16 protein-coding genes and 3 pseudogenes are annotated in these 24,084 nt (G+C 71.8%); 6 read left to right on the top strand and 13 right to left on the bottom strand.

Annotation, left to right across the window (positions count from 1 at the left end; genetic code table 11):
- Positions 1 to 317 precede the first annotated feature (317 nt).
- Positions 318 to 2,936, top strand: a complete 2,619-nt coding sequence (locus tag ABB07_RS12125) for a glycosyltransferase family 1 protein (RefSeq protein WP_208898730.1) — start codon at positions 318 to 320, stop codon at positions 2,934 to 2,936.
- A 20-nt stretch (positions 2,937 to 2,956) separates the two neighbouring features.
- On the opposite strand, the pseudogene ABB07_RS12120 reads toward ABB07_RS12125, so the two are convergent.
- A pseudogene (locus ABB07_RS12120) lies at positions 2,957 to 3,112 on the bottom strand (DUF397 domain-containing protein); the annotation flags it as partial.
- Between the two features lie 41 nt (positions 3,113 to 3,153).
- Positions 3,154 to 3,749: pseudogene (locus tag ABB07_RS12115) on the bottom strand (Scr1 family TA system antitoxin-like transcriptional regulator).
- Here ABB07_RS12115 and ABB07_RS12110 point away from each other — a divergent pair.
- A pseudogene (locus ABB07_RS12110) lies at positions 3,730 to 4,133 on the top strand (hypothetical protein); the annotation flags it as partial. The pseudogenes ABB07_RS12115 and ABB07_RS12110 sit on opposite strands and share 20 nt — an antisense overlap.
- A gap of 143 nt (positions 4,134 to 4,276) precedes the next feature.
- On the opposite strand, the gene ABB07_RS12105 reads toward ABB07_RS12110, so the two are convergent.
- The 11 genes from ABB07_RS12105 to ABB07_RS12055 form a co-directional block, all read right to left on the bottom strand.
- Positions 4,277 to 4,705, bottom strand: a complete 429-nt coding sequence (locus ABB07_RS12105) for a hypothetical protein (RefSeq protein ID WP_208898729.1) — start codon at positions 4,703 to 4,705, stop codon at positions 4,277 to 4,279.
- Positions 4,705 to 5,961 carry an amidase domain-containing protein gene (locus ABB07_RS12100; RefSeq protein WP_208898728.1) on the bottom strand — a complete coding sequence of 419 codons (1,257 nt, stop codon included), beginning with the start codon at positions 5,959 to 5,961 and terminating at the stop codon, positions 4,705 to 4,707. Before ABB07_RS12100 ends, ABB07_RS12105 begins: the two co-directional genes overlap by 1 nt.
- Before the next feature lie 2 nt (positions 5,962 to 5,963).
- Positions 5,964 to 6,422: a hypothetical protein gene (locus ABB07_RS12095; RefSeq protein ID WP_208903838.1), complete on the bottom strand. Its 459-nt coding sequence runs from the start codon at positions 6,420 to 6,422 to the stop codon at positions 5,964 to 5,966.
- Between the two features lie 161 nt (positions 6,423 to 6,583).
- Complete coding sequence (locus ABB07_RS12090) at positions 6,584 to 7,105, bottom strand: DUF1990 domain-containing protein (protein WP_208898727.1); 522 nt, start codon at positions 7,103 to 7,105, stop codon at positions 6,584 to 6,586.
- Positions 7,106 to 7,183: 78 nt separating this feature from the next.
- Positions 7,184 to 8,839, bottom strand: coding sequence for a M4 family metallopeptidase (locus ABB07_RS12085; protein WP_208898726.1), 1,656 nt, complete (start codon positions 8,837 to 8,839; stop codon positions 7,184 to 7,186).
- Positions 8,840 to 9,076: 237 nt separating this feature from the next.
- Positions 9,077 to 11,122: a M4 family metallopeptidase gene (locus ABB07_RS12080; protein ID WP_208898725.1), complete on the bottom strand. Its 2,046-nt coding sequence runs from the start codon at positions 11,120 to 11,122 to the stop codon at positions 9,077 to 9,079.
- A 301-nt stretch (positions 11,123 to 11,423) separates the two neighbouring features.
- A complete protein-coding gene (locus ABB07_RS12075) occupies positions 11,424 to 13,205 on the bottom strand; it encodes an ABC transporter ATP-binding protein (protein ID WP_208898724.1) in 1,782 nt (593 codons plus the stop codon).
- 358 nt (positions 13,206 to 13,563) lie between these two features.
- Positions 13,564 to 15,270 (bottom strand): ABC transporter transmembrane domain-containing protein, encoded by a 1,707-nt coding sequence (locus ABB07_RS12070; protein ID WP_208898723.1) that lies wholly within the window; start codon positions 15,268 to 15,270, stop codon positions 13,564 to 13,566.
- A 161-nt stretch (positions 15,271 to 15,431) separates the two neighbouring features.
- A complete protein-coding gene (locus ABB07_RS12065; protein WP_208898722.1) occupies positions 15,432 to 15,956 on the bottom strand; it encodes a hypothetical protein in 525 nt (174 codons plus the stop codon).
- Positions 15,957 to 16,213: 257 nt separating this feature from the next.
- Positions 16,214 to 18,085, bottom strand: coding sequence for an ABC transporter ATP-binding protein (locus ABB07_RS12060; protein WP_208898721.1), 1,872 nt, complete (start codon positions 18,083 to 18,085; stop codon positions 16,214 to 16,216).
- Positions 18,082 to 20,193, bottom strand: coding sequence for an ABC transporter ATP-binding protein (locus tag ABB07_RS12055; RefSeq protein WP_244189331.1), 2,112 nt, complete (start codon positions 20,191 to 20,193; stop codon positions 18,082 to 18,084). Before ABB07_RS12055 ends, ABB07_RS12060 begins: the two co-directional genes overlap by 4 nt.
- Positions 20,194 to 20,401: 208 nt before the next feature.
- Between ABB07_RS12055 and ABB07_RS12050 the strand changes: the two genes are divergently transcribed.
- From ABB07_RS12050 to ABB07_RS12035, 4 genes are read left to right on the top strand one after another with little or no spacing between them, the layout of a single operon-like run.
- Positions 20,402 to 21,352: an ABC transporter ATP-binding protein gene (locus tag ABB07_RS12050; RefSeq protein ID WP_208898720.1), complete on the top strand. Its 951-nt coding sequence runs from the start codon at positions 20,402 to 20,404 to the stop codon at positions 21,350 to 21,352.
- Complete coding sequence (locus ABB07_RS12045) at positions 21,349 to 22,083, top strand: ABC transporter permease (protein WP_208898719.1); 735 nt, start codon at positions 21,349 to 21,351, stop codon at positions 22,081 to 22,083. Before ABB07_RS12050 ends, ABB07_RS12045 begins: the two co-directional genes overlap by 4 nt.
- A 25-nt stretch (positions 22,084 to 22,108) precedes the next feature.
- The gene (locus ABB07_RS12040) at positions 22,109 to 23,359 is read left to right on the top strand and encodes a sensor histidine kinase (RefSeq protein WP_208898718.1); all 1,251 of its coding nucleotides are present in this window, start codon (positions 22,109 to 22,111) and stop codon (positions 23,357 to 23,359) included.
- Positions 23,349 to 23,993, top strand: a complete 645-nt coding sequence (locus tag ABB07_RS12035) for a response regulator (RefSeq protein WP_208898717.1) — start codon at positions 23,349 to 23,351, stop codon at positions 23,991 to 23,993. The genes ABB07_RS12040 and ABB07_RS12035 overlap by 11 nt, the downstream gene beginning before the upstream one ends.
- Positions 23,994 to 24,084: the final 91 nt, after the last annotated feature.

Raw genomic sequence — 24,084 nt, 5'->3', positions numbered from 1 at the left:
CCGCGTCAACGTGGGTGTGGCGGATGGATGTGGGGAGGTGGGTCCTGCGGAGGTGCCGTGGGACGCCTGTGGGGCCGTACCGGAGGAGCCTTCCCACCCTGTTCGGGTGGGCAATCCGGAACTTTGTTAACTACTCCCGCGTATGTCCACCCACAAGACCGGCCCCCTTTTCCACGGGTGCCCGCGCGCCGCTCCTTGACGCCCCCGACACCCTCCGGGAGCCTCCCCACCGACCACCCGGTAACCACTACCGTCGAGGTTGACGACGAGACGTACAGCGCCGTGCGTCTCACTCCGCGACGCGTCCGAGGTGGCATGTGAAGGCGATCCGTCGGTTCACCGTCCGTCCCGTTCTCCCCGAACCCCTCCGGCCGCTGAGCGACCTGGCGCGCAATCTGCGCTGGTCCTGGCATGCGGAAACGCGCGACCTGTTCCAGTCCGTCGACCCCGAGGCCTGGGCCGCCGCCGGGGGCGACCCGGTGCGGACACTGGGCCGGGTGCGGCCGGCGCGGCTGGCCGAGCTGGCGGGGGACCGGCGGTTCCTGCGCCGCCTCACCGCCGTCGCCGACGACCTCGACGACTATCTGACCGGCGACCGCTGGTACCAGACCCAGGCGGCCGGCATGCCCGCGGCCATCGCCTACTTCTCCCCGGAGTTCGGCATCACGGCCGCGCTGCCCCAGTACTCCGGCGGCCTCGGCATCCTGGCGGGCGACCACCTCAAGGCCGCCAGCGACCTCGGCGTGCCCCTGATCGGGGTCGGCCTCCTTTACCGGCACGGGTACTTCCGGCAGACCCTGTCCCGCGACGGCTGGCAGCAGGAGCACTACCCGGTGCTCGACCCCAACGAACTGCCCCTCACCCAGCTGAAGGAGGCCGACGGCGCCCTGGCGCGGATCTCCCTTGCGCTGCCCGGCGGCAGGGCGCTGCACGCCCGGATCTGGCTGGCCCAGGTGGGCAGGGTGCCGCTGCTGCTCCTGGACTCGGACGTGGAGGAGAACGACCTCGGCGAACGCGGGGTGACCGACCGGCTCTACGGCGGCGGCAGCGAGCACCGGCTGCTGCAGGAGATGCTGCTCGGGATAGGGGGTGTCCGGGCGGTACGGACCTACTGCCGCCTCACCGGCCACCCGCACCCCGAAGTGTTCCACACCAACGAGGGGCACGCGGGCTTCCTGGGCCTGGAGCGGATCGCCGAACTCTGCGCCGCCGGGCTGGACTTCGACTCCTCCCTGGAAGCGGTGCGCGGCGGCACGGTCTTCACCACCCACACCCCCGTCCCGGCCGGCATCGACCGCTTCGACCGGGAGCTGGTCGCCCGGCACTTCGGGGCGGACGCCGAGCTCCCCGGCATCGACGTGCAGCGGATCCTGACCCTCGGCATGGAGACGTACCCGGGTGGCGAGCCGAACCTGTTCAACATGGCGGTGATGGGGCTCAGGCTGGCCCAGCGGGCGAACGGCGTGTCCCTGTTGCACGGGCACGTCAGCCGGGAGATGTTCGCGGGCCTGTGGCCGGGATTCGACCCCGACGAGGTGCCGATCACCTCCGTGACCAACGGGGTGCACGCGCCGACCTGGGTCGCCCCGGAGGTGCTGCGCCTGGGCGCCCGACAGGTCGGCTCGGAGCGGGCCGAGGACGCGCTCACCGTCGGCGGCTCCGAGCGCTGGGACTCGGTCGCGGAGATCGAGGACCAGGACATCTGGGAACTGCGCCGCACCCTGCGCGAACAGCTGGTGCTGGAGGTACGGGAGCGGCTGCGGACGTCATGGCGGCAACGGGGCGCGGGCGACGCCGAGTTGGGCTGGATCGACGGGGTACTCGACCCCGACGTCCTCACGATCGGCTTCGCGCGCAGGGTCCCGTCGTACAAGCGCCTGACGCTGATGCTGCGGGACCGGGACCGCCTGATGGAACTGCTGCTGCATCCCGAGCACCCGATCCAGATCGTCGTGGCGGGCAAGGCACACCCGGCGGACGACAGCGGCAAGCGCCTGGTCCAGGAACTGGTGAGGTTCGCCGACGATCCACGGGTCCGCCACCGCATCGTCTTCCTCCCCGACTACGGCATGGCGATGGCGCAGAAGCTCTACCCCGGCTGCGACATCTGGCTGAACAACCCCCTGCGCCCCCTGGAGGCCTGCGGTACGAGCGGCATGAAGGCGGCGCTCAACGGCTGCCTGAACCTCTCCGTCCTGGACGGCTGGTGGGACGAATGGTTCCAGCCGGACTTCGGCTGGGCCATCCCGACGGCGGACGGCGCGGGCACGGACCCCGACCGCCGCGACGACATCGAGGCGGCGGCGCTGTACGACCTGCTGGAGCAGCGGGTGACCCCGCGCTTCTACGAGCGGGGCCGGGGCGGACTGCCCGACCGCTGGATCGCGATGGTTCGCCAGACGTTGAGCCTGCTCGGCCCCAAGGTGCTGGCCGGCCGCATGGTCCGCGAGTACGTCGACCGCCTCTACGTCCCCGCCGCGCACGCGCACCGCGCCCTGACCCCGGACACGGCGAGCGACCTGGCCGCCTGGAAGGCGCGGGTGCGGGCGGCCTGGCCCGGGGTGAGCGTCGACCACGTGGAGACGACGGCGCCGACGGCCACGGCGGAGCTGGGCACGACGGTGGGCCTGCGGGTCCGGGTGGCCCTCGGTTCGCTGACCCCGGACGACGTGGAGGTCCAGGCGGTGTCGGGCCGGGTGGACGCGGAGGACCGCATCACGGACGCCACGGTGGTCCCGCTGAAGCCGACGAGCGCCCCGGACCTGGAGGGCCGCCTCCTGTACGAGGGCCCCCTGGCCCTGGACCGCACGGGCCCCTACGGCTACACGGTCCGCATCCTCCCGTCCCACCGCTTGCTCTCCTCCGCCGCGGAGATGGGCCTGGTGGCGGTGCCCACGGAGGAGGGGGTGGAGGGGGCGGGGGTTTTGTTGCGGTAGCGACTGCGGCGGTCCGCGCGCTACGGCGTCTGCTTCAGGGCCTCGATGAAAGGAGCGAAGGACCCGGCCGGGACGGTGGGGGTGCCGACGGCTGGGTCCCTGGATTCGCGGATGGCGGTGTGGGAGGGGGAGGTGGCTATTTCCACACAGGTGTTGCCGTCGTCGGGGCCCGAGTAGGACGACTTCCGTCAGTTGTCCGGGGCGTCCATGGGATGCCTCACAGCTCTTGCGCCAGTTTGTGGATGAAGTCGCGCGGCCGGTCCGGGCCGAGCGATGCGGCCTCCACCTTACGGAAACGCGTTCGAAAGATGCTGAGCTGCGCTTCGGAGTCGATGAAGGCCGAGCCGTGCGGAACGTCACGCACGACCGTGTCCAGCTTGGGAACGGAGCCACCGGCGTACGTCATGGCGCTGGCGGCTCTTGCGAAGCCGTCCAGGTCGAAAGGGATGACCCGTACGGTGGCATGGTCCGACTCGGATCGTTCCAGCAGCTTGCCCAGTTGGAGGCGTCACGGTCGCTGACTCTGATGCGCAGGGCCGCCTCGTGGATGACCAGCGCGTACGGGACGCTGAGCTGCTGACGCCTTAGCCGATGCTGGACGCGCAACTCAAGCTCGTCGTAATGAGACGCCAGCCGACGTAGCCGCTCCTCGATCACTCCGGTGATCCCAGACTCGATATGGCTGATCTGGACCCTGTTCATACCGAGGAGCGCCGCCGACTGGACTGCGGTGAGTCCGGCCGCCTCGCGGAGCCTGCGCAGTTCGAGCCCCAGGCGCAACTGACAATGCCGTCTTGCGGTGCTGTCGGCCATGACGCACGGGCGTGGGCCGCAGGCTCCGGCCATACTGGAATCGTCGGCCGCTGCCCTGCGGACCATCGACCCAGACAGTGCCGCAGTCTTCGTGCAGTTCGTCGACTCCTGCCTGGCCGACCCTCAGGCGAAGCAGATGTGGAGGGATCTGTGACGGCGATCCAGTACTGCTGGCGACACCCGCTGGCCGAGCAGGTACGGGAGGAGGGCCGCATTCAGGACCGCCAGGAGATGACCCTGCGCATCCTGGAATGGCGCGGCATCCCGGTGCCCGACTCCCTCCGTGAGCGCCTGCTGGCCTGCACCGACCTGGATCAGCTGGAGGTCTGGGCCCAGCGAGCCGTCCACGCAACCCATGCGACGGAATTGTTCGACGCGGAGTGAGCATCACGCGGAGCGAGCGGCCTGGAAGGGCGGTGGACCTGACCGGTACCGGGCCTTGGGCCGGCCGGATGCGTTCCGTCGGCCAGGGGCGCGGTCGCGTCTCGCGTGGACGCCGGTCGGCTGAATTCCGATCCCTGCGCGTTCTACGGCGCGAGCAGATGCAGCCCTGAGCAGCCGTACCCGCCTGCCGGGTCCGGTGCGTACACCCAGTAGAGCGCCAGGAGCTGCACGAACAGCAGGAACAGCGCGAGGGTCGCGGAGATCGTCGCGAGCCAGGCACGTCCGCCTCGGCCCGGCACCAGACCAGGGCTGTGCGCACGGCGCAGCAGCCCTGCGTACAGCGCCACCGCGGCGACGGAACACAGCGGACCGGCCCATGCAGTGATGTACATCCGCGTGGACGGTCCCAGGTACTTGCAGTGCTGGAAGGTGTCGGAGGAGAAGGAGAAGTGGGCGGCCAGCAGCCCGAACGACGCGATCGTCAGGACGGGCACGAGCAGGTCGGTGCGGCGCCGGGCCGGGGAGGAGGCGGTGGCCTGGTCGGTGGTGGCAGGCGTAGGGGGAGGTGTCATCAGTACCAGTCCGGGTTGGGGCGAACGATGCGGACGTTCTGGGCGCCTTCGTGCTTCTCGGTGGCGGGGAGACGTCCGTCCAGGCTCACGTTCTGGTAGGAGTCGGTGTGCTGGGTGTACTTGATCTCACCGTCCGGCATCACGGCCGTGACGATCGCCGCGTGATGCGTGTTGCCCTTCGCGATGGAGTCGTTGGGGCCGGACTGCTCGAAGTAGAGGATGTCACCCGGCTTCACCTCGGAGCGCGGGATCTCCTCACCACCGTGCCGGAGCATGAAGTCCTTCTGGTTCTCGGCGGCGGACCAGGTGTTGGAGTAGGCGAGTGACCTGTCTATCCGGTCGATGCCGGTCGGGTTGCCGATCATCCAGCTGTCGTCGTCGCTGGTTCCCCAGATCGACGTCTTCTCCTTCATCCCCGCCGCGTGCAGGGCGTTGGAGACGAAGTTGGTGCAGTTGTTGCCGAAGTCGGTGGGGTCGCTCTTGTCCCAGTTGTCCAGGGCGTACTGGACCAGCTTGACACGGTCGTACTTGCCGTTGCCGCGCAGGTCCTGCTGGACGTCGGGGGGTATGCCGTCGAGGTTGGCGATGAGAACCGGCTCGGCCAGCATCATGTCCTTGCGCTGCTGGGCCGTCAGGCCGTCCCACCACTCGCGCACGGTCGTCGGGCCCTGTCCGACCGGGACGTCGGCGGCCAGCATCTGCATCTCGACGTGCGACGCGTCGTTCTGCAGCTTGAGCGCCTTGTCGGGATCGGACAGGTTGGTCTGCTCGGCGAGTTTGGCGAATTCCGTCGCGGCCAGCTTGTCGGCGGTGGTCACCTGCTCCACGGCCTGGTTGATGAGATCCAGCACCTGCGTCCGGTAGGGCCCGAGATCCTCGGCCTCCATGCGGTTGTGGACGGGCGGGCCGGTGACCGTGCCGTCGGTGCTGATCGTCAGTCCGTACCGGTCGGCGAGCTCGGTCGCCTCACGCAGGGTGCTCTGTGCGGTCTCGATGGCGGTGGTCACGCCCTCGACGGCCATCTTGACGGAGAGCAGGATGTCGGAAGCCGCCTCGAGTTGGTTGGCCAGATTCTCGAACTTGCCGGCGGCGGCCTGTCCGACCTCGTCGGTCCAGTTGTCGGCCAGCGGCTTGACTCCGAGGTTGCGCAGGTCCTTCGCCGCGCCGAGCGCGTACTTGGACAGCGACGCCCACTCCGCCGCGGCCGTCTGCCACTTCTTGGGGAGGGCGTTGTTGATTCCTTCGTACGAGACCACGCTCAGGCCTTCCCCAGATCCTGGACGGCCGCGTGCAGCCGGGCCTCGGCCTCGGCGTCAGCCCTGTCGTAGCCCTGGGCGGAGTCCTTCAGCTTGGCGCTGAGGTCGCCGAGCTGCTTGGCGAGCGACACCATGTGGTCTTCCCAGTCCAATGCACACACCTTGAGCTGGAGAGGGCTCAGCCAGCCATAGCCGTAGTGGGCCCCGTACACCTCGTCGCTCGAGTCGAGGGAGTGGCTCAGGCGCTGCATCGCCTGGCGTGACAGGGTCTCCGTGTCGTCGGCCGCGCCGTGTACGCCATGCGTCTTGATGTCGATGTCCGGGCGGCCCCCGCCGCCGGCGCCCGCGTCGGCCACGTGGTTCAGCCGCATGTGCGCCGATGCGGGGCCGGTCGCGCCCTCCCCGTTCTGGCGTCGCTCAGCGGCCTCGGCCTTCAGCTGCTCCCACTCGTCCCATGCCATGGGCGTGTGCCTCCCCCGTGTGTACTGATCCCGGCGAATCTAGCAGCCGACGGTAGTGAACACGCCAAAGGGCGCGGAGGGTGCCTGGGCGGGGTGTGAAGATTCCGGGTGCGGGTGCGCCTCGGCCCGCTCGACCGGCACACCACCACGCCGCGGAGCGGTCAGGTCTCGGACAGTCCCTCGCAGAGCCTGCGCAGTACCGTCCCGCAGCGGCGTGCGTACGCGTGCTGCAGGCCCCGGGTCGCCGGGCCGCCCGCCCTCGCGTACCACTTGGCCGGCCTGCTGAAGGCCGCCACCGTCAGCCAGGCCGTGCCGTCTCCCGTGCGGTCGACCACGAAGGCCTCCTCGCCGCATTCGGGGTGGCCCTCCAGGGTGCCGTAGGCCCAGCCGGCCCGGCGGGGCTCCTCCACCGTCCAGATGATGCGGCAGGGGGCCTTGATCAGGCCCGCCAGGGTGACCGTGACGTCGGTGCCGGGGGCCGCGCGGTCGGCGGTGGCGGTGATGCCCACGCCCAGGGCACGGTGCATCTCCCAGGTGAGGACCGCCTCGGCCGCCCGGTGGAAGAGCTTCTGGCCCTCGCCGAGGCGGGTGCGGACGAGCATCGGGTGGAAGCCGGGCGGGCAGTACGTCAGGTCGTCGCGGGTCGCGCCGACCGGCTCGTAGGTGAAGGGCGCCGGGGACATGGGTCACAAGGGTAGGGCGGTACCCGGGACGCCTTCCGTCCGGGTACCGCCCGATCGTCAAATGCCCCGTGGTTCCGGCTAGTTGACGTTCACCGCCGACCAGGCCGCGGCCACCGCCTTGTACTCGGTGCTGCTGGAGCCGTACAGCGCCGCCGCCGCGCTCAGGGTGCCCGTGCGGGCCGCCTTGTAGTTCGTCGTCGACGTGAAGTACGTGGTCAGCGCCTTGTACCAGATCTGCAGCGCCTTGTCCCGGCCGATGCCGGTGACCGTGGAGCCGTTGGAGGTGGGCGAGTTGTACGTCACCCCGTTGATCGTCTTCGAACCGCTGCCCTCCGAGAGGAGGTAGAAGAAGTGGTTCGCGACTCCGGACGAGTAGTGGACGTCCAGGTTGCCGACCGACGAGGACCAGGAGTCGGCGCTGCCGCCGTCCTTGCTGGGCTTGTCCATGTAGCGCAGCGGGGTGCCGTCGCCGTTGATGTTGATCTTCTCGCCGATGAGGTAGTCACCGGGGTCCTTGGCGTTGTTGGCGAAGAACTCCACGCCGGTGCCCATGATGTCGCTGGTGGCCTCGTTCAGGCCGCCGGACTCACCGCTGTAGTCCAGGCCGGCGGTGTTGGCGGTGACACCGTGGCTCATCTCGTGGCCGGCCACGTCCAGCGAGGTCAGCGGGTCGGCGTTGCCCTCGCCGTCGCCGTACGTCATGCAGAAGCAGCTGTCGTCCCAGAAGGCGTTGACGTAGCTGCTGCCGTAGTGGACGCGGGAGTAGGCGCCGACGCCGTCGTTCTTGATGCCGCTGCGGCCGAACGTGGACTTGTAGAAGTCCCAGGTCTCCTGCGCGCCGTAGGCGGCGTCGGCGGCCGCGGTCTGGTCGGAGGAGGAGGTGGAGGCGGTGCCCGTGCCGAAGGTGTTGGTCGAGTTGCTGACCAGCGTGCCCTTGCCGGACGTCTTGCGGGCCAGGTTGTAGGTCTTGTGGCCGCCGCGCGTGGCGTCGGTCAGGTTGTACGACGAGCCCGACTGCGTGGTGGTGAGGCTGACGGTGCCGGAGTACAGGGTCTTGCCGGTGCCGGTCGCGTTCTCGATGCCCTGGTACTCGAACAGCTTCTTGCCGGTGGCGGCGTCGGTGATGACGTGCAACTGGTTCGGGGTGCCGTCGTCCTGCAGGCCGCCGACGATCGTCTCGTAGGCGAGGACGGGCTTGCCGGAACCGGCCCAGATCACCTTGCGGGCGCCGTCCGCGGTGGACTTGGCGGAGCCGAGGGTCTTGGCGGCGGACACCGCCTGCTTCTCGGCCTTGGCCGCGGTGATCTGCGGCTTGAGCGAGGCCACCTTGATGGCCGCCTGGTTCGCCTTGGTGACGCCCTCGGTTCTGCCCGACTTGGCCGTGTGGACGACCAGGTCGCCGCCGAGCACGGGCAGGCCGGCGTAGGTGCGCTCGTAGCGGGTGTGGACGGTGCCGTCGACGTCCTTGACGACGTCCTTGACGACCAGCTTCTCCTTGGCGCCGAGGCCGAGTTGCCGCGCGGTGTGGTCGGCGTCGGCCTGCGCCTGCTGTATCAGGGAGACACGGGCCGAGTCGGACAGCGCGGCGGGGGCGGCGGCGAGGGTCGCGCCGCTCTTGCCGGCGCCGGCCGCGGTGGCGGTCGAGGTCAGACCCGTGGAGAGCAGGGCTCCGGCGGCGACGGCGGTGGCGATGGCCAGAGTGGCGCGCTTGTGACGCGTGTAGCGGGGGGTCACGCAAGCTCCTTCTCGTGGGGAGTCCGGTCAGCGTGGGGTTACTGGCCGGAGAGGTGGGGTGAAGCTCTGCGGCGGGTGAAGGAAGGGTGACATCAGGGGCGCGTACATGTCAGGACCCTGAAGTGATGTTGGCCGGAAATCAACTGTCCGGGAAACGTTTCAGGGGTATTAACGGGTGCCGTCCGAGGGTGCCGGACCCTCGGACGGACCCCAGTTCCCGGGCTTTTTGCCGTCCGTTTACGGGAACGTCAGCTTCCAGCCGTTGATCGTTCCGGTGTCGTAGGTGGCCTGATCCTGCACCTTCAACGTCCAGGTCCCGTTGGCCGGTTCGGCGGAGGCGTTGACCGTGAAGGTCTGCTTCACGTTGTCCGCCGAGTCCGAGGAACTGAAGTTCTTCAGACGGTAGGCGGTGCCCGAGGGGCCGACGAGGTCGATCACCAGGTCACCCCGCCAGGTGTGCGTGATGTCGACGTACACCTGGAGGTTGCTCGGCGCGTTCCCGCTCCGGCCGGAGACCGTGATGCCGGAGGTGACGGCCGGCCCGTTGTCCGGGATGGCGACGGAGGTGTTGCTCTCGTACGTCGTGCCGCCGCCCCCGCCACCGCCGCCGTCGGAGCGCGACCCGACCGCCACGGCGGCCCAGGCGTCCTGCACCGCCTTGTACTCGGTGCTGGAGGTGCCGTACAGCTCGCCGGCCGCAGCGAGGGTGCCGGTGCGGGCGTCCGCGTAGTTCGTGGTGGAGGTGAACTTGGTGGTGAGCGCCCGGTACCAGATCTGCAGCGCCTTGTCCCGGCCGATGCCGGTCACCGGAAGCCCGTCCGCGGTCGGCGAGTCGTAGCTGACGCCGTTGATCACCTTGGCGCCGCTGCCCTCGCTCAGAAGGTAGAAGAAGTGGTTGGCGACACCGGACGAGTAGTGCACGTCGAGGTCGCCGACCCCGTCGTACCAGCTGTCCGCCGAACCGCCGTCCTTGCTGGGCTTGTCCATGTAGCGCAGCGGGGTGCCGTCGCCGTTGATGTTGATCTTCTCGCCGATGAGGTAGTCACCGGGGTCGGAGGAGTTGTTCGCGTAGAACTCCACACCGGTGCCCATGATGTCGCTGGTGGCCTCGTTCAGGCCGCCGGACTCCCCGCTGTAGTCCAAGCCGGCGGTGTTGGCGGTGACACCGTGGCTCATCTCGTGCCCGGCGACGTCCAGCGAGGTCAGCGGGTCGGCGTTGTTCGAGCCGTCGCCGTAGGTCATGCAGAAGCAGCCGTCGTCCCAGAAGGCGTTGACGTACGAGTTGCCGTAGTGCACCCGCGAGTACGCGCCGACGCCGTCGTTCCTGATGCCGCTGCGGCCGAAGGTGTTCTTGTAGAAGTCCCAGGTCTCCTGCGCCCCGTAGTGCGCGTCCGCGCCCGCGGTGGCCGCGTTGGACGTGCTGCCGTTGCCCCAGGTGTCGTTGCTCTGGGAGAACAGGGTGCCGGTGCCCGAGGTGCCGTGGTTCAGGTTGTACGTCTTGTGGCCGCCGCGCGCCCCGTCGGTCAGCGTGTACGTCGAGCCCGACTGGGTCGTGGTCAGCTGCACCTGCCCGCTGTACTGGGTGTTGCCGACGCCGGTCTCGATGCCCTGGTACTCGTAGAGCTTCTTGCCGGTGGCGGCGTCGGTGATGACGTGCAGCTGGTTCGGGGTGCCGTCGTCCTGGAGGCCGCCGACGACCGTCTCGTAGGCGAGGACGGGCTTTCCGGTCGCCGCCCAGATCACCTTGCGGACGCTGTCCGCGGCGGACCTGGTACCGCCCCGGGCCTTGGCCCGCTGTACGGCCTGCTTCTCGGCGGCGGCCTTCGACACGGCCGGGGTGAGAGCCGCGACCTTCACCAAGGCGCGGGTGGCCTTGACGACGTCCATGGTCTTGCCGGAGCTGTCGCTGTGCACGACCAGGTCGCCGCCGAGCACGGGAAGGCCGGCGTAGGTGCGCTCGTACCGGGTGTGCAGGGTGCCGTCGGCGTCCTTGACGACATCCTTGACGACCAGCTTCTCCTGGGCGCCGAGGCCGAGGGACCGGGCGGTGGCGGCCTTGGTGGCGTCGGCGTGGCGGATCAGCTCGACGCGCTGCGACGGCGTGAGCCGCACGGCCACATGGGCCTTGTCGATCTTCCCGGGCCCGGGTTTCGCCGGTGCGGCGCTGGCCGCGCCCGACTGGACGGCGGCGGCGATCAGGGCGGCGACGCCGGCGAGGGCGACGGTGGCGGTGCGCCGGTGGGACGCGTGGGGGGTGCGTCTGCGAGAGGAACTGCTTCTCAACACTGACTCCTTCTGCGTGACCGCGGGTCGCGCGGCCAGGGGAGACCGGACGGTGGGTTGGGGCGTCCGGGCAGAACAGGGCGGTACGCGGAACCACGTGCAGGCCGGCTCACACGAAGCAGGCGTGATGGTGGGGTTGCTGTGAGTCGGCCTGGGAAGAGTGACAGGGGATCACCATTCCTGTCAGGACCGCGTCACAAAGTTGGCCGGAAATGGTCCGTTGTCCGGGTGTTCATGTTCGATATACGGAAGTGGTCACCAGGACGGGGGACAGGGGGGCTGTGCAGGACCGGCGACACCCTTACCGCACGGGGGAGTTGGAAGCCTCGCCGGTGTCGCCGTGCCAGGTCCGCCACAGGTCCGCGTAGGCGCCGTCGGCCGTCACCAGGTCCTCGTGGGTGCCCAGTTCCGTCAGGCGGCCGTCCTCCATGACCGCCACCCGGTCGGCGTCGTGGGCGGTGTGGAGCCGGTGTGCGATGGCGATGACCGTACGGCCCTGGAGGACGGCGGCGAGGGCGTGTTCGGCGTGCCGGGCCGTCGTGGGGTCCAGCAGCGCGGTCGCCTCGTCCAGGATCAGCGTGTGCGGGTCGGCCAGCACCACCCGGGCCAGGGCGAGTTGCTGCGCCTGGGAGCCGTCGGTGGCGCGGCCGCCCGCGCCCAGCCGGGTGTCGAGGCCGTCCGGCAGGTCCCGGACCCAGTCGTCGGCCCCGACCGTCGCGAGCGCCGCCCACAGTTCGTCGTCCGTGGCCTCCGGCTCGGCGATCAGCAGGTTGTCGCGGACCGTGCCGAGGAACACATGGTGTTCCTGCGTCACCAGCACCACCTGGCGGCGCAGCAGCTCCGGCTCCAGCTCGGCCACCGGCACCCCGCCCACCGTCACCTCGCCCGTGCCGGGCCGGTCGATGCCCGCGAGCAGCCTGCTGAGGGTCGTCTTCCCGGCGCCGGAGGGGCCCACCACCGCCAGCCGCTCCCCGGGCCGTACCGTCAGGTCGACCCCGCGCAGCACTTCGCCGCCGCGCTCATAGGCGTACCGGACCCCGCGCACGTCGATCCGGTCGTCCGCAGGGACCGGGGACCCGGCCGCGCTCTCTGAACGCGGGGCCTGCGCCAGCCCCTCCACGCGGGCGAACGAGGCGCTGCTGCTCTGCAGTTGCTCCACGCGCATCAGGATCTGGTCCAGCGGCTCGGTGAACTGCCGCAGGTACAGCGCCGCCGCCACCACCGCGCCGACGCCGACCGCGCCCCGCTGGTGCAGCCAGCCGCCGAGCAGCAGCACGCCCACCACGGGCACGGTGTACGTCACCTCGACCGCCGGAAAGAACACCGTGCGCAGGAACAGCGTGTGGAAGCGGGTACGGCGGGACTCCTCCAGCGCGTCCCGGCTCGCCGCCACCCGCCGCTCCCGCAGCCCGAACGCCTCGACCGTCCGGGCCCCGGCCGCCGTCGCGGCGACGATCTCCGCGACCTGGGAGGTGGCCGCGCCCTCGGCGAGGTAGCCGTCCCGGGCGCGCCGCAGGTACCAGCGCAGCGCCAGCCGGATCGGGGTCAGCCCGAGCAGTCCGAACGCCCCGAGCAGCGGGTCGAGCGCGAACACCGCGACCAGCACGAACACCGCCTGCACGGTGTTGACCAGCAGCTCCGGGCCGACGTCCCGCAGCGTGCTGCCGACGATCGCCACGTCCGCCGTGCCGCGCGCGGTCAGATCGCCGGTGCCGGCCCGCTCCACCACGGACGCGGGCAGCGCTAGCACCCGCTCGACGTACTCCTCGCGCACCCGGGCCAGCGTCCGCTCCCCGAACCGGTACCCCACGTAACGCGCCCAGCGGGCCAGCAGCAGCTGGGCCAGCGCGCACACCAGGATCCACGGCGCGAGCCGGTCCACCGCGCCGGTTCCCTGCCCGCCCCGCACCTCGTCCACGATCCGCCCGACCAGCCAGGGCCCGACCAGCCCGGCCCCCGCCGCCAGCGCGTTCAGCAGCAGCGTGGCCGCGAACGCCCGCCCGTCGGCCCGCACCAGCCGCAGCGCGGCCCGCCGCACCCGGGCCGGACCGGCGACCGGCAGCAGCCCCTCACCCGCCGTCACGGTGCGACCCCTTGGGCCTCGCGGCGCGCGGGCGCCGGACCGCCGGCGCACCGGCCGGCCGCGGTCGCCGCGGCCCCTCGCCCTGCCGCACCGTACGACCTCCCGCGCGTCGCGGCGCGTGGCCGCCCGGCCGCCGGGGCGTCGGCCGGCCGCCATTGCCGCGGCCCCTCGCCCTGCCTCACCGTATGGCCCCTCGCACATCGCGGCGCGGGCACCTGGTCGCCCGGACATCGGCCGGCCACCGTCGGCGCCGTCCCTCGCCCGCCGGTGCCGCGAGGCCCCTGCCGGACGGCGGTGTGTGGGTGCCCCGCGGCCCGCACCCCTGGCGCGCGGCCGCCGATCCCGTCCCGTGCCCCCGTCACCGTACGACTCCTTCCGTGTCCCGGGCGACGAGCGCCCGATAGCCCGGCTCCGCCGTGAGCAGGCGCCGGTGCGGGCCGCTCGCCGCGACCTTGCCGTCGACCAGGAAGACGACCGTGTCCGCGTGGTCCAGCACCAGCGGGGAGGTCGACGTCACCAGCGTCGTACGGCCCTCCCGCGCCTCGCGCAGCCGCCGGGCGACCGTCGCCTCGGTGTGCGCGTCCAGCGCCGAGGTCGGCTCGAGCGCGAGCAGCACCTCGGGAGCGGCGAGCAGCGCCCGTACCAGCCGCATCCGTTGCCGCTGCCCGCCCGACAGGCTGCGGCCCTGGCCGGACACCGGCGAGTCCGTGCCCTCCGGCAGCCCGCGTACGACGTCCTCGGCGGCCGCCGCGTACAGTGCCCGGCCGAGTTCGGCCTCGTCGGCCTGGTGCCCGGCGGCCACGACCTCGCGCAGCGGCCCCGCGAACAGGTCGGCCTCGTTGTCCGCGACCAGGATCCGCCCGCGCACGTCCGCCAGCGGGACCGCGTCCAGCCGTACCCCGCCCCAGGTGGCGTCGGTCGGCCCGAAGCGGCCGAGCCGGTCCACCACGGCGGCGGCCTCGGCGGGCCGGGCGGCGGCCAGCGCCGTCAGCCGGCCCGGCACCACCCGCACCCCCGACGCCGGATCGTGCAGCTCGGCCGGTCCCTCGGGCGCCCGCAGCGTGCCCTCGTCCGGCTCCGGCTCCAGCCGCAGCAGCCGTACCACCCGGCGCGCGGCCACCACGCCCCGGTTCAGGTCGTAGGCCATCTGCACGAAGAAGGCGACAGGACCGATCAGTACGGCGACGTAGCCGTACACCGACACCAACTCGCCGATGCTGATGGACCCCTGGGCCGCGAGCCGCGCCGCGAGCCAGGTCACCACGGCCAGGAACAGGGTGGGCAGGCCCACGCCGAGCGCCTGCACCCAGCTGGCCACCGCGCCCACCCGGTAGCCCTGCGCGCGCAGCCGCCGCGAGTCCTGCCGGAAGGCGTCCGCGAACAGCCCCTTGCCGCCGAGGCCGTTGAGGACGCGCAGCCCGCCGGCGACGTCGCCGATGCGCGCGGCCAGCACGCCCTGCCGCTCCCGGTAGGCGCTCTCCGCGCCCTGCAGCCGCAGCGTCAGCGGCCCGGTGAGCAGCACGATCACCGGCAGCCCGAGCAGTACGACGGCGGCGAGCGGCGCCGAGACCGCCAGCAGCAGCCCGGCCACCACGACGTAGACCACGGCCGAGCCGACGCCCGGACCGACCACGGTCAGCGCCTGCGCGACGGTCTGGACGTCGCCGACCCCGATCGTCACCACCTCACCGGCCCCGGCCCGGCGCGGCAGGGCCGCCCCGAGCCGCACCACATGACCCACGACCACCTTCACGGTGCGGAAGTTGGCGTCCATCCGCACCCGGGTCATCGTGCGGTGCCGCATGATGCTCAGCCAGGCGTTGACCGACCCGAGCACGAACATCACCCCGGTCCACCCGGCCAGCACCCCCAGCCGCCCCGGCACCAGCCCCTCGTCCACGGCCCGCGCCATCAGATACGGCTGCGCGGCCAGCAGCACCATCCACACACTGGCCAGCAGCGCCCCGGCCGCCGACCGCCCCGGCTGACGCAGCACCAGCCACCACAGATAGCGCCAGCCGCCGCGCGTGTCCGGGGTGCCCGGCTCCTCGTACGCGTCGATCATCCGTCCCCCGATCGGCTCGGTCTCGCCGGAGACCTCGAAGGTATCCAGGGTGGGGACGGGTGCTCCATCGAATAAAGAGGCTGTTCGGGGCGCAGGCGGTGGGTACGGCGGAGGGCCGGTTCCTCCTGGCGGAGGCACCGGCCCTCGCGTGCGGCGATCGCTCAGCTCAGGCCGAGGCTGGACAGGGCGGTCGTCCAGTCGGTCATGATGGCGTTCTGCGCGTCGGCGAGGCTGACGTCACCGGCGCAGACGGCCTTCTTCAGCTTGTTCTCGACGGTGTCCTTGTTCGCGGAGGTCTCGGCGCCGTAGTGCGGCTCGGGCCAGAGGTTCTGCTCGCTCCTCGGGGAGCCGCCGAGTTCGAGCGGGACGAAGTGGTCCTCCTCGTAGTCCGAGAGGCTGGTGTCGGAGTAGCCGTACGCGGCGATCTGCTTCTTCTTCAGCGCGGTGGTGTAGGAGCTGGGGGGCCGTACGGTCGAGGTCCAGCCGGAGACGCAGATGGTCGAGTCGATGGTGTCCTGGGTGACGTCGGGGTTGAGGGCCCCGGGCGTGCAGACCGGGTCGGGCAGGGGGAGGTAGCTCTGGCTGCAGCCGGCGGCGTGGGCGGAGCCGGTGGTGACGGTGAGGCCCGCCGCAGCGAGGGCGAGGGAGGAGAGGGCGGTCACCAGGGGGCGCGGTATTCGGGACATGTGGGGGTCTCCCGGTGCGGTGCCCGGCAGAAGTCCGGGCGGTCGTGAGCATGACAGCACCGGGATCGTCTATGCGAGTAGACCCCTTTGCCCGACCGAGAGCCGCTTTGGTTGAACGTTTATTCACGCGAGAGCAGTGCACGGGGAGGCCTTGACGCGGCCTTGACATCCCGACCGACGGAGAGGCGCGGACGGGCGCCGACGGGGCGTGATGGTCCGTCAACTACCCACCATATCCCGCGTGAACACCCGCTGAACTACGCCAGACTGTCCCGCCACGCCCGGTGCAGATCCGCGAACCGGCCCGTGCCGCCGGTCAGTTCCGCCGGAGGGCCGTCCTCGACGATCCGGCCGTGTTCCATCACCAGCACCCGGTCCGCGATCTCCACGGTCGACAGCCGGTGCGCGATCACCACCGCCGTACGGCCCCGCAGCACCGTCGACATCGCCCGCTGCACGGCCCGCTCGCCCGGGATGTCCAGCGAACTGGTCGCCTCGTCCAGGATCAGCACCGCCGGGTCGGCCAGCAACGCGCGGGCGAAGGCGACCAGTTGGCGCTGCCCGGCCGAGATGCGCCCGCCGCGCTTGCGGACGTCGGTGTCGTAGCCGTCGGGCAGGGCGCTGATGAACTCGTGCGCGCCGATCGCCTTCGCCGCCCGCTCGATCTCCTCCCGGGTGGCGTCGGGCCGCCCGATGGCGATGTTGTCGGCGACCGTGCCGGAGAACAGGAAGGCCTCCTGGGTCACCATCACCACCCCGCGCCGCAGTTCCGGCACGGGCAGCTCGCGCAGGTCCACGCCGTCCAGCAGTACGCGGCCGTCGGAGGGGTCGTAGAAGCGGGCGAGCAGCTTGGCGAGCGTGGACTTGCCGGCGCCCGTGGAGCCGACCACGGCGACCGTCTGCCCGGCCGGCAGGGTCAGATCGAAGCGGGGCAGCACCTCGCCGCCGGTGCGGTAGCCGAACCGGACCCGGTCGAAGACCACCTCGCGGCCCGGGAAGTCCCCCTTGAGCGGCGGGAGTTCACGGGGGGCCGCCGGCTCCGGCACGGACGGGGTCTGCGCCAGCAGCCCGGCGACCTTCTCCAGGGAGGCGGCGGCCGACTGGTAGGAGTTCAGGAACATCCCCAGCCGGTCGATCGGGTCGTACAGCCGGCGCAGGTACAGCACCGCCGCCGCCAGCACACCCAGCTCCAGCGAGCCCGACGCCACCCGGTAGGCGCCCCACAGCACGATCCCCGCGACCGCCGTGTTGGCCACCAGCCGGGAGCCGACCACATAGCGGGCCATCTCCAGCAGCGCGTCCCCGTTGGTCCGCTCGTGCCGCCGGTTGAGCACGGCGAACTCGGCGTCGTTGGCCGCCTCCCGGCGGAAGGCGCGCACCGGGCGGATGCCGTTCATCGTCTCCACGAACTTCACGATCACCGCCGCGATCGCCGTCGACCGCGCCCGGTACACCCGTCCCGCCCGCCGCTGGTAGAGCCGGACGAGCAGGTACAGCGGCACGAACGAGGCCACCGCGAGCGCGCCGAGGCCGAGGTCCAGCCACAGCAGCATCGCCGAGATGTAGACGAAGGACAGCACGACGGTCACGAGCTCCTGCAGGCCGTCGTTGAGGAGTTCGCGGAGCGACTCCACGTCCGTGGTGGAGCGGGAGATCAGCCGTCCGGACGTGTACCGCTCGTGGAAGTCGATGCTCAGCGCCTGCGCGTGCCGGAAGATCCGGCCCCGCAGATCCAGCAGCACGTCCTGGCTGACCCGGGCGGAGACCTCGATGAACGCGGACTGCAGCAGGCCGGAGCCGAGGGCGCACAGCAGATAGCCGACGGCCACCGCGATCAGCGGGCCGTGCCGGTGGTCCCGGAACGCCGGTACGGCGCTGTCGATGGCGTACGCCACCAGCAGCGGGCCCAGCTGCACCGCCGCCTGCTGGAGGAGGAGCAGGAGGGTGGTGACGGCCACCCGGGCCCGCATCGGCGCGAGCAGGGAGCGCAGCAGGGCGGCCGTGGCGCCGGGCGGGGAGGGCAGGACGTCCCGGTCGAAGACGTCGCCGTCACCGGCGTCGCCCTCCCGCTGCGGGCCGGGGAGTTCGTCGTCCTCGGCGGTGGGCGTGGCGGCGGTCGTGGTGGTCAACGGGAGCCCTCCTCGTCACCGGAAGCGTCGGCGGAGTCGTCCCCGGAAGCGTCAGCGGAAGCGCTACCGGAAGTGCGACCGGAAGCGCCGCCGGAGTCGTCCCCGGAAGCGTCAGCGGAAGCGCTACCGGAAGTGCGACCGGAAGCGCCGCCGGAGTCGTCCCCGGAAGCGTCAGCGGAAGCGCTACCGGAAGTGCGACCGGAAGCGCCGCCGGAGGCGCCCCCGGAAGCGTCAGCGGAAGCGCTGCCGGAAGTGCGACCGGAAGCGCCGCCGGAGGCGCCCCCGGAAGCGTCAGCGGAAGCGCTGCCGGAAGTGCGACCGGAAGCGCCGCCGGAGTCGTCCCCGGACATCAGATGCGCGTACTCGGCGTTGGTGCGCAGCAGTTCGTGATGGGTGCCGACGGCGGCGATCCGGCCGCCCGAGAGCAGGGCGACGCGGTCGGCGAGCAGCACCGTCGACGGGCGGTGGGCCACGATCAGCGCGGTGGTGTCGGCGAGCACCTGCCGCAGCGCGGCCTCCACGGCGGCCTCCGTGTGCACGTCCAGGGCGGACAGCGGGTCGTCCAGCACCAGGAACTCCGGTCTGCCGACCACCGCCCGGGCCAGCGCGAGGCGCTGCCGCTGGCCGCCGGAGAGGCTCAGGCCCTGTTCGCCGACGCGGGTGTCCGTGCCCTGGGGGAGAGCGTGCGCGAAGTCCGCCTGCGCGACGGCGAGCGCCCGGTCCAGCTCCGGCTCTCCGGCACCGTCCGGGGCGCCCATCAGGACGTTCTCCCCGACGCTCGTGGAGAACAGCGTGGGTTCCTCGAAGGCGACGGCGACCTTGGCGCGCAGCTCCTCGCGGGGCAGCGCGTTGATGTCGACGCCGTTGAGCGTGATGCGGCCGGAGCTGACCTCGTGCAGGCGGGGGACGAGCGCGGTGAGCGTGGTCTTCCCGCTGCCGGTGGCACCGACGAGGGCCATCGACTCGCCGGGGCGGATGTGGAGGTCGATGTGGGTGAGGAGGGGAGGTGACCCCGGGGGTGCGTCGGGGTAGCGGAACGAGACGCTCTCGAACCGAAGTCCCGCGGTGCCTCCCGGCGTCGAGTCGTGCGACCCACCGCCGGCCCCCGCATCCTCCGGTACCTCGTCCATCACCTCGAAGTACCGCTCCGTCGCCGTCGCCGCCTCCTGGCTCATCGCCAGCAGGAAGCCGATGGAGTCGACCGGCCAGCGCAGGGCGAGCGCGGTGCTCAGGAAGGCGACCAGCGTGCCCGCCGACAGGCCGCCGTCGGCCACCCGGACCGCGCCCAGCACCAGTGCCGTGCCGATGGCGAGTTCGGGAAGGGTCACGATGACACCCCAGATGACCGCCAGCAGCCGGGCCTTGCGCAGCTCCGTGCCGCGCAGGGTGACCGCCAGCTCGCGGAACGCCCGTGCCTGGCTGCGGTGCCGGCCGAAGCCCTTGATGATGCGGATGCCGAGCACGCTCTCCTCGACCAGCGTCGTGAGGTCGCCGACCTGGTCCTGCGCGCGCCGCGCCACCAGGGCGTACCGCCGCTCGAAGACCACGCAGGTCCACATCACGGGGATCGCGGGACCGAGGATGACCAGGCCCAGCACCCAGTCCTGCATCAGCATGATCACCACGCCGACGAGGATCGTGACGCCGTTGACCAGGAGGAACGTCAACGGGAAGGCGAGGAACATGCGCAGCAGCATCAGGTCCGTCGTGCCCCGCGACAGCAACTGGCCGGAGGCCCAGCGGTCGTGGAAGGCGACGGGCAGCCGCTGCAGATGGCCGTACAGGCCCGCCCGCATCTCCGCCTCCACGTGCGACAGGGGACGGGCCACCAGCCAGCGCCGTATGCCGAACAGGACCGCCTCGGCGATGCCGAGCAGGAGCAGGTACAGCGCCCCGAGCCAGACTCCCGCCGGGTCACGGTCGGCGACCGGCCCGTCCACGAGCCACTTCAGGACGAGCGGGATCACCAGCCCGGTACAGGAGGCGACGACCGCGACGAACGCGGCCGTGAACAGCCGCGCCCGCACGGGGCGGACGTACGGCCACAGGCGCAGCAGCGTGCGTACGGCGGAACGGTCGGTCTCGGTGGTTGCACGTGTCGTGGGCATCACTCGCGAGCGTACGGACCGGCACTGACAACGCCCACCGAGTTTTGGCCGGACCCGGGTCCGTCGCTGGTCCTACGACCTGCGCGTTCGACCCCTCGGACACGGGTTCCGGGCGACGGGTCGTAGGCCCGCCTCAACCGATCGGACGATGCCGCTTCGAGCGGGGCGGCCGATGTGCCGGGCCCCGCCCGCCCGGGATTCTCGGAGCATGCCATCCGTCATCGAAGTCACCGATCTGCGCAAGTCGTACGGCGGCCGGGCCGTCGTCGACGGCGTCTCCTTCGCCGTCGAGGAAGGCGAGATCTTCGGCATCCTCGGCCCGAACGGCGCCGGCAAGACCACCACCGTGGAGTGCGTCGAGGGGCTGCGGGTCCCCGACGGCGGCCGGGTCCGGGTCACCGGCCTGGATCCCGTCGCCGATCACGACGAGGTCGCCCGGATCCTCGGCGCCCAGCTCCAGCAGAGCGAGCTGCAGCCCAAACTGACCGTGCGCGAGGCGCTGGAGCTGTACGCCTCCTTCCACCCGGACCCGGCCGACTGGCGGCCGCTCGCCGAACGCCTCGGCCTCACCCCGAAGCTCGGCACCCGGTTCGCCAAGCTCTCCGGCGGGCAGCGGCAGCGGCTGTTCATCGCGCTCGCCCTCGTCGGCCACCCGCGCGTCGTCGTGCTGGACGAGCTGACCACCGGCCTCGACCCGCGCGCCCGCCGTGACACCTGGCAGCTGATCGAGGACGTCCGCGCGAGCGGCGTCACCGTGCTGCTCGTCACCCACTTCATGGAGGAGGCGCAGCGGCTGTGCGACCGGATCGCGGTGATCGACAAGGGGCGGGTGGCCGCCCTGGACACCCCGGCCGGGCTCATCCGCCGGTCGGCGGGCGCCACCGTCATCAGCTTCACCCCGTCGGCCCCGCTGGACGACCATGACCTCGCCGCCCTCCCGGCCATCGCCTCCATCGAGCGCAAGGACGGCCGGATCACGCTCTCCGGCACCGACGAGACCGTGAACGCGGTCATCACCCTGCTCGCGCGGCACCGCGTCACCGCCCATCAGCTGCGGGTGCTGGACGCCACCCTCGACGACGCGTTCCTGGACCTGACCGAAGACCGGACCGACCGGACCGACCGTACCGGCGACCACACCGAGGAGGCCGCGGCATGAACACCGCCGTCCTGCGCACCGAGTTCCGGCTGTTCCGCCGGGAACCCGGCGCCGTCTTCTGGATCTTCCTCTTCCCGACGCTGCTGCTGGTGATCCTCGGCTCGATCCCGTCGTTCCGGCACGCCGACAAGGCCCTGGGCGGGCTGCGGCCGGTCGACGCCTATGTGCCCATCGCCGTACTGATCGCCCTGATCATGTCCGGGGTGCAGGCGCTGCCCCAGGTGCTGACCGGCCACCGGGAGCGGGGCATCCTGCGCCGGATGCGGCTCACCCCCGTACGGCCCTCCGCCCTGCTGTCCGCGCAGATGGTCGTGCAGGGCACGGTGGCGCTGGCCTCGGCGCTGCTCGCGCTCGCCGTCGGCCGGCTCGCCTTCCACGTACGGCTGCCCGGGCAGGCGGCCGGCTATCTGCTGGCGCTGCTCCTCGCGACCGCGGCGGCCCTCGCCCTCGGATCCGTCGTCTCCGCGGTGTCCCGCACCACGAAGATCGCCGGTGCGATCGGCTCGGCGGTGTTCTTCCCGATGATGTTCTGCTCGGGTCTGTGGCTGCCGGTGCAGGAGATGCCGCACACGCTGGCCCGGGTGGTCGGTCTGACCCCGTTCGGCGCGGCGGCCCGTGCCCTGAACGAGGCCGCGGCCGGGCACTGGCCGGGCTGGACGCACCTGGGTGTGCTCGCGCTGTGGACGGTGCTGCTCACGGCCGGTGCCGCCCGCTGGTTCCGCTGGGAGTGAGCGGGCCGTGCCGGACACTGGTGGGATGACGAACGCCGCGCAACCGCAGATCCGGGCGCGCTTCGACAGGTGGGGGCCCTGGGCACTGCTGGTGGCCGGTACCGTCGCGGCGGCCATCTCCGCCCACCCGGTCGGCATGGACCGGCACAAGACGGCCCAGTCGGCGGTGCTGGTGGTCGCGGCCGCCGTGCTGCAGGGGTACTGGGCATGGAGGAAGCGCAGGCGGCCGGACCCGGACTGGACCGGTGCCTGCCTCTACCTCCTGCGCTGGGCCATCGGCTTCGTGCTGGCCTGGCTCAACCCGTTCTTCGCCTTCTACGCCGTGATCGGCTACTACACCGCCGCCGTCGACCTGCCCCGCCGTCTGGTGCTGCCCGGTCTCTTCCTGACCGCCATCACCATGGCCGGCGGCCAGGTGGGCGGCTGGCCACCGCACGGGCCGGTCCTGTGGACCGGCTTCTTCCTCGTCCTGGCCGTCAACATGGGCCTGGTCACCGCGTTCACCCGCTACGCCCAGCAGGAGCAGGCCCGTTCCGTCGTCCAGGCCGACACCATCGCCGAACTGGAGCGCACCAACACCGCGTTGCAGCAGGCGCTGGACGAGAACGCGGCGCTTCACCAGCAACTCCTCGTCCAGGCACGGGAGGCGGGCGTCGCCGACGAGCGCCGCCGGCTCGCCGCCGAGATCCACGACACCATCGCCCAGGGCCTGACCGGGATCATCGCCCAGCTCCAGGTGGTGGCCAACGCCCCCGACCTGGTCACCGCCCGCACCCACCTGGAGCGCGCCTCCGCGCTCGCCCGGCACAGCCTCGGCGAGGCCCGCCGCTCGGTGCACAACCTGGCCCCGGTCGCCCTCGCCGCCGACGGGCTGCCGGAGGCGCTGCAGAAGACGGTCGACGAATGGGGCCAACGCACCGCAGTGCGGGCGGAGTTCACCGTCACGGGCACCGCCGAGCAGCTGCACGACGAGGTCTCGGCGACCCTGCTGCGCATCGCCCAGGAGGCCCTGTCCAACGCGGCCCGGCACGCCCGGCCGACCCGGGTCGGGGTGACCCTGTCCTTCATGGGCGACGAGGTCACCCTCGACATCCGCGACGACGGCACCGGCTTCAATCCGGCCGCCGTACCGCGGCGCACCCGCGGTGGCGGCTTCGGGCTGGACGGGATGCGGGCGCGCGCCGAGCGCATCGCCGGCTCCCTCACGGTCGAGTCCGAGCCGGGCAGCGGCACGGCGGTGTCGGCTCGCGTACCCTTGGTCCGCGATGACCGCTGAGCCCGCCGTCACCCTCCTGATCGTCGACGACCACCCGGTGGTCCGCGACGGCCTGCGCGGCATGTTCGAGTCGGCCCCGGGCTTCCGGGTACTCGGGGAGGCGGCGGACGGCGCCGAAGCGGTGGCCCGTACCGCGGCCCTGGACCCGGACGTGATCCTGATGGACCTGCGGATGCCCGGCGGCTCGGGCGTGGACGCGATCCGCGAGCTGACCCGCCGGGGCGTCCGCGCGAAGGTCCTGGTCCTCACCACCTACGACACCGACTCCGACACCCTGCCCGCGATCGAGGCGGGCGCGACCGGCTACCTCCTCAAGGACGCCCCGCGCGACGAGCTGTTCACCGCCGTCCGCGCCGCCGCCGAGGGCCGTACGGTCCTCTCCCCGGCCGTGGCCTCCCGCCTGGTCCACGCGGTCCGCACCCCGCGCAGGACCGACGCCGAGCCGCTGTCGGCCCGTGAGCGCGAGGTGCTGGCCCTGGTCGCCAAGGGCACGTCGAACCGCGAGATCGCCCGCGAACTGTTCATCAGCGAGGCCACCGTGAAGACCCATCTGACCCACCTCTACGCCAAGCTGGGCGTGAAGGACCGAGCGGCGGCGGTCGCGGCGGCGTACGACCGGGGCATCCTGGGCTAGGCCCTGTCGTCAAACTCCCTCCCCCAGCCTTCGGCCGGGGGGACCCCCAGAGCACGCACCTACGGCAGGCATCAGCTGCTCCGCAGCGGGC

It is taken from the genome of Streptomyces incarnatus, assembly GCF_001027185.1.
Classification (GTDB): domain Bacteria; phylum Actinomycetota; class Actinomycetes; order Streptomycetales; family Streptomycetaceae; genus Streptomyces; species Streptomyces puniciscabiei.
The sequence above is the reverse complement of the archived record's forward strand: the minus strand, read 5'-3'. Positions and strand labels throughout refer to the sequence as shown.

Excerpts from the sequence above, each read along its gene's own strand:
- ABB07_RS12095 (WP_208903838.1), bottom strand. The coding sequence starts at position 6,422 with ATGGCATGGGACGAGTGGGAGCAGCTGAAGGCCGAGGCCGCTGAGCGA.
- ABB07_RS12055 (WP_244189331.1), bottom strand. The coding sequence starts at position 20,193 with ATGCCCACGACACGTGCAACCACCGAGACCGACCGTTCCGCCGTACGC.
- ABB07_RS12045 (WP_208898719.1), top strand. The coding sequence starts at position 21,349 with ATGAACACCGCCGTCCTGCGCACCGAGTTCCGGCTGTTCCGCCGGGAA.
- ABB07_RS12040 (WP_208898718.1), top strand. The coding sequence starts at position 22,109 with ATGACGAACGCCGCGCAACCGCAGATCCGGGCGCGCTTCGACAGGTGG.
- ABB07_RS12050 (WP_208898720.1), top strand. The coding sequence starts at position 20,402 with ATGCCATCCGTCATCGAAGTCACCGATCTGCGCAAGTCGTACGGCGGC.
- ABB07_RS12065 (WP_208898722.1), bottom strand. The coding sequence starts at position 15,956 with ATGTCCCGAATACCGCGCCCCCTGGTGACCGCCCTCTCCTCCCTCGCC.
- ABB07_RS12105 (WP_208898729.1), bottom strand. The coding sequence starts at position 4,705 with ATGACACCTCCCCCTACGCCTGCCACCACCGACCAGGCCACCGCCTCC.
- ABB07_RS12035 (WP_208898717.1), top strand. The coding sequence starts at position 23,349 with ATGACCGCTGAGCCCGCCGTCACCCTCCTGATCGTCGACGACCACCCG.
- ABB07_RS12090 (WP_208898727.1), bottom strand. The coding sequence starts at position 7,105 with ATGTCCCCGGCGCCCTTCACCTACGAGCCGGTCGGCGCGACCCGCGAC.
- ABB07_RS12070 (WP_208898723.1), bottom strand. The coding sequence starts at position 15,270 with ATGATCGACGCGTACGAGGAGCCGGGCACCCCGGACACGCGCGGCGGC.